The following is a 5,023-nucleotide window of genomic DNA, read 5'->3' on the forward strand; positions in this document are numbered from 1 at the left end:
GAAGTCTCGAAACTGAGTATTCAAGAATAGGGAGCTTTACTGATAAAAAAAGAGCTCAGGTTGCCTGAGCTCTTTTGAGGGTTAACCGAATAGTTTTGGAATGCCCTGGATAAGTGACATGGCTCCCATGTAGGACATGGCGATGACAATCAATACTCCGAAAATGGTCAACCATAGCGGGTGCTTGTAATCCCCGACAATTTTTTGTTTATACGCGGCTATCAGCATGACACCCAGCGCAATAGGGAGGATTAAACCATTTAACGAGCCAACAAGAATCAGCACTTTGACAGGTTCACCAACTGAAACGAAGACGGTCGTTGAAATGACGATAAACGCGACTATGAACCATTTGTGGTGCTTGTTGATTGTTTTATTGAAAGTACGAATAAATGAAACGGATGTATAAGCAGCTCCGACTACAGAAGTTACTGCAGCGGCCCACATAATGACACCAAAGATTTTGTATCCGATATTTCCTGCTGCTGCCTGGAAGACTGAAGCAGGTGGGTTATCGGGGTTGAGTGTGAAACCTGAGGCCACAACACCCAAGGAAGCAAGGAAAAGGAAGATTCGCATGACAGAGGCAATTCCAATCGCAGACACAGAACTTTTTGTGACTTGTGGGAGAGCTTCTTTTCCTTTTATCCCTGCATCCAGAAGACGGTGTCCCCCTGCGAAAGTAATGTATCCTCCGACGGTACCACCGACGAGGGTGATGATAGCCAGGAAATCAATCGTATCTGGGACGAATGTTTTTGCGACGGCTTCTCCGACAGGTGGCTGGGCAGAGAACATGACGAATATGGTTAAGGCAATCATGACAAATCCTGCAATCTGTGCGAATCGATCCATGACTTTACCAGCTTCCCGTACGAGGAAGACGGCAACGGCGACAATACCGCTGAATAATGCTCCCATTTCAGGTGAAATTCCGAAGAGGACATTGGTACCAAGGCCGGCGCCTGCGATATTTCCAATATTAAAGGCTAAACCACCCGCGACTATGAGTACTGATAAAAATACTCCGAGCCCAGGGAGGAGACTATTAGCGATGTCCTGAGCAGGTTTTTCCGACACCGCAATGATTCGCCATATATTCAGTTGAGCTCCGATATCTATAATTATGGAGATTAAGATGACAAATCCAAAACTTGCTGCAAGCTGTTGAGTGAAGTGAGTCGTTTGTGTTAGAAAGCCAGGACCGATAGCGGATGTTGCCATCAGGAAAGCGGCTCCTAACAGGAGACTTCTTGTCGATTGTTCCTTCATGGGGTAGCTCCTTTGCTAGGTTTTTTTGTGATGTATGATTCCTATGGTGTACTTATTTTGTGATAAATTGGCCGATGGATTGAAGGGTGATCTCTGATTCTTTCAATGCTTTTGTAATATAATTGGCGAAATCAATAGCGGTTGCTCCATCACCATGAATACAAACGGTGTGCACATCAATATCGATATCCGTGTCCTGAACGGTCCGGACTTTGTTGTCTTTAATCATTCGGATGACTTGTGCGACTGCTTGCTCGTGATCAGTAATGAGTGCGTTTGGTTCTCTTCGTGAAGTCAGAGATCCATCTGATTGATAGGTGCGGTCGGAGAATACTTCACTGGCTGTTTTAAGTCCTTGTTGATGTCCAGCTTTTACGAGTTCACTTCCTGCAAGCCCGAAGAGTATTAGTTCTGGGTCTACATCATAAACGGCTTTGGCTATAGCTTGTGCTAACCGTTGATTCTTTGCAGCCATGTTAAACAGAGCGCCGTGAGGTTTAACGTGTTGTAAGCGTCCCCCTTCTGTATCCACAAAACCTTTCAGGGCACCGATTTGATAGACAACCATATCATAAGCTTCTTCTTCAGAAATATCCATTGGGCGTCGTCCGAATCCGGCTAGGTCTGGCAATCCTGGGTGGGCACCGATTCCGACATCATGCGCCAACGCCATCTGAACTGTTTTTTTCATAATGGTTGGATCCCCGGCGTGGTATCCGCAAGCGATATTCGCGGATGTTACATATTTCATAATTTCTTCGTCGCGGCCGATCGTGTAGCGACCAAAGCTTTCTCCCATATCACAATTTAAGTCGACGGTATGCATGGTATCTCCTCCTTAACGAAATTTCGTGGCAATCCCTCTTTGCAGCTGTTTGAAATGGTTTTCTTTTTCTAAAAGGAGGCGTTGAGCTTCCTCATGAGTAATTGGTGTGAAGTTGATCTTTTCTCCCGGTCGCATTTGGGCGATTCTTGGTAAATCGACCGAAGCTACTTGTCCGATTTTTGGATAACCACCAGTGGTTTGGTGATCCGCTAGTAGTAAAATCGGATTTCCATCTGGGGGCACTTGAATGGTCCCAAACGTAACAGCTTCTGAGATGATATCTTTCTTATTTTTAAGACTCAAGGTTGCACCGTTTAAACGATAGCCCATGCGGTCTGATTTCGAATCAATTTTAAATGCCTGTTCGAAAAAATGTTCTTTACTCTGTTCTGTGAATAAATCAAATTCACGGCCTTGCATGACTCGGATCGGCTGGTTATTCTTCGTATAATTAGTGAACTCAGGACCGACGAACCACGAAGCCTCTTTAAAAGATGTAGCTTTGTCCGCAGGTTTGAGTTGCTCATTCGAATATTGAGGTTGAGAAACAGGCACACCAAAACGAAGTTGATCTCCTTTTTCTAAAATCCGTCCGTTGAAACCTCCCATGTTTGCACGCAGATATGTCGAGGAGCTCCCCATGACCTTCTGCACTTGGAATCCGCCGGAAATAGATAGATAGCATCTGAAGCCTTTTTTTGGTTGACCGAAGCGGAGCTCGCTTCCTTTTTTTATGTACAAAGGTTTCCAAGTGGAAACACTTTCTCCGTCAATCATAGGCGTAAGGTTCCCTCCGCAAATAGCAATGAAAGCATCTTCTTGGAATTCAAGAACAGGCCCCATGAGTGTAATCTCCATTGTCGCTGCCTCGTCAGAATTCCCGACTAGGAGGTTTGCAATTCGGTGGGCCTGGTGATCCATGGCTCCACTTACGATGACGCCATCCTTTTGATAGCCGTACCTTCCTAAATCTTGAATGGTGGTCATCAGTCCTGATTTCAATACCGATATCATTGGTCTTCCTCCTTTAGTCGTGAATATTCTGCTTCACTTATCCGTTTGAAGTGAATGCGGTCTCCAGCCTGGAGGAGTGAAGGAGATTCCCTATCCGGTTCAAAAAGTTTGAGTGGGGTTCGGCCGATCAGCTGCCATCCCCCGGGAGTTTCAATAGGATAAACCCCGGTTTGCTCTCCTGCAATGCCTACAGAGCCGGAAGGAATCGAAAGCCTTGGATCGTCACGACGGGGAGCAGCAATTTTTTTATCCATCCCTCCGATATAAGGAAAACCAGGAGCGAATCCTATCATATACACAAGGTAATCTCCCTTCATGTGGGCGTCTATGACTTCTTCTTCGCTCATACGGTTGTGTGACGCGACAAAAGGGAGATCTGGTCCCCATTCTCCGCCGTAACACACCGGAATTTCTATGGTTCTCCCCTCAGAATGATGGGAAGACGTTTGAGATAATAAATCTAAAACCTTCGTACGTGCCCATTCATAAGGGAGCAGCTTTTGTGAACGCATTTGTTTAGCTATGTAGTAGGGGTTATAAAGAATGGTGAGAGTAGAAAAAGCCGGAATGTATTCAATCATCCAATCGGGCTTTTGCTTTTCTAGATGGGCGGCAGCTTGACGTACCTGTTGATTTGTCTCCTCATTGATAGCTTCTCCAAAATCAATAAGGAGTGCCTGATCTCCAAGAGGATGGATACTTATATTCAAGAAAATACCTCCTATGCACTTAAAAAGTATTGTGACCAACAACCATAGCGAATGAGTGTCCATGGCTTTTTGTGAACGAACCGTTTAATTTTGGTAGGAAAATATCAAAGTATGTCATTTTTTCTAACTTATCGACGTTAATATCGTATCTTATTTTTTCTGCTGTTTCAATTCGACGAAGGTCCCCGATTCGTTTAAAACGGTGTTAATGAAGGGAATAACCATGTTAATCAACCAACGAGGAGGACGACTGAAATGCCATGGGATACAGATGATTATCCAAGCTCTTTTAAAAACCTGGATACACCAATTAGAAAAAAAGCGATTGATATAGCGAACGCTATGATTGACGAAGGGTATAAAGAGGGACAGGCCATCCCTATAGCTACAGAGCAAGCAAAAGAATGGTATGAAAATGCCGATGAAAAAGAAATAAATCGGATGAAGCAAATGAGCGACAAAAACCTGAAAACAAGGGACGAGGATGGAAGGCGGGGCGAGAGTCGCCCGGAACTCTTGGAGAAGGGTCAGCATGTAGTCGCTCATGAAGAAGGATGGGCGGTAAAAGCGGAAGATGCGAAGCAGGCATCCGATGTTTTTGATAAAAAGCAGGAAGCCATTGATCGAGCGAAAGAGATTGCTGAAAATAAAGGTACACAAGTAGTCATCCACAAGGAGGATGGAAGTATACAGGAAAAAATGTAAATGAATGGATAAAATTAGGTTTATACCTTTTCGTGACCGGATATATAGCCTATATAATCATTATCAAGGAGGAATTCAAAGTGGCTGATAGCAGAAATCAAGCAGAACATGTAGTTTCTCATGAAGAAGGATGGGCTGTAAAAGCAGAAGGTGCGGAACAACCGACGAAGGTGTACGAAAACAAACAGGATGCGATTGACCGAGCAAAAGAAATCGCTCAAAACAAAGGGACTTCAGCGGTTATCCATACCAAAGAAGGTAAAATCCAAAATCAATACAACTACAGCAGTTAAGACAAAAAAAGCACTCTGAAACGAGTGCTTTTTTTATGCTTCTCTTTATAAGAAGAAACAGTAATTATTCAACTAAATGGCAGGATTGTGGAAGACTCAGTTTCGAGATGTTTTCGGGTTTCGTTACCTTATTGGGCGTCGGGGGTGGCTGGGAAGCTACTCGCTTTCCTGTGGGGGAGTGCCGAGCTTCCTCGGGCTACCGC

6 protein-coding genes are annotated in these 5,023 nt (G+C 44.4%); 2 read left to right on the forward strand and 4 right to left on the reverse strand.

Features of this window, described 5'->3' with window-relative positions:
* Positions 1–81 precede the first annotated feature (81 nt).
* Genes J0K78_RS19890 through pxpB form a run of 4 tightly spaced genes read right to left on the reverse strand, consistent with a single transcriptional unit; the run spans position 82 to position 3,822 of the window.
* Positions 82–1,272, reverse strand: a complete 1,191-nt coding sequence (locus J0K78_RS19890; protein WP_206948616.1) for an NRAMP family divalent metal transporter — start codon at positions 1,270–1,272, stop codon at positions 82–84.
* A 52-nt stretch (positions 1,273–1,324) separates the two neighbouring features.
* Positions 1,325–2,098 (reverse strand): LamB/YcsF family protein, encoded by a 774-nt coding sequence (locus tag J0K78_RS19895; RefSeq protein WP_206948617.1) that lies wholly within the window; start codon positions 2,096–2,098, stop codon positions 1,325–1,327.
* 12 nt (positions 2,099–2,110) lie between these two features.
* Positions 2,111–3,112, reverse strand: coding sequence for a 5-oxoprolinase subunit C family protein (locus tag J0K78_RS19900; protein ID WP_206948618.1), 1,002 nt, complete (start codon positions 3,110–3,112; stop codon positions 2,111–2,113).
* Positions 3,109–3,822: a 5-oxoprolinase subunit PxpB gene (gene pxpB / locus J0K78_RS19905; RefSeq protein ID WP_242517968.1), complete on the reverse strand. Its 714-nt coding sequence runs from the start codon at positions 3,820–3,822 to the stop codon at positions 3,109–3,111. Before pxpB ends, J0K78_RS19900 begins: the two co-directional genes overlap by 4 nt.
* 255 nt (positions 3,823–4,077) lie before the next feature.
* On the opposite strand from pxpB, the gene J0K78_RS19910 reads away from it, so the two are divergent.
* Together J0K78_RS19910 and J0K78_RS20130 are read left to right on the forward strand one after the other, a co-directional pair.
* Positions 4,078–4,527, forward strand: a complete 450-nt coding sequence (locus tag J0K78_RS19910; protein ID WP_206948620.1) for a DUF2188 domain-containing protein — start codon at positions 4,078–4,080, stop codon at positions 4,525–4,527.
* An 80-nt stretch (positions 4,528–4,607) separates the two neighbouring features.
* A complete protein-coding gene (locus J0K78_RS20130) occupies positions 4,608–4,820 on the forward strand; it encodes a DUF2188 domain-containing protein (RefSeq protein WP_206948621.1) in 213 nt (70 codons plus the stop codon).
* Positions 4,821–5,023: the final 203 nt, after the last annotated feature.

Origin of the sequence: Halobacillus sp. GSS1, assembly GCF_017307035.1 — a bacterium.
Lineage (GTDB): Bacteria > Bacillota > Bacilli > Bacillales > Halobacillaceae > Halobacillus > Halobacillus litoralis.

Coding starts and splice junctions, on each gene's coding strand:
- J0K78_RS19910 (WP_206948620.1), top strand. CDS start 4,078: ATGCCATGGGATACAGATGATTATCCAAGCTCTTTTAAAAACCTGGAT.
- J0K78_RS19890 (WP_206948616.1), bottom strand. CDS start 1,272: ATGAAGGAACAATCGACAAGAAGTCTCCTGTTAGGAGCCGCTTTCCTG.
- J0K78_RS19895 (WP_206948617.1), bottom strand. CDS start 2,098: ATGCATACCGTCGACTTAAATTGTGATATGGGAGAAAGCTTTGGTCGC.
- J0K78_RS19900 (WP_206948618.1), bottom strand. CDS start 3,112: ATGATATCGGTATTGAAATCAGGACTGATGACCACCATTCAAGATTTA.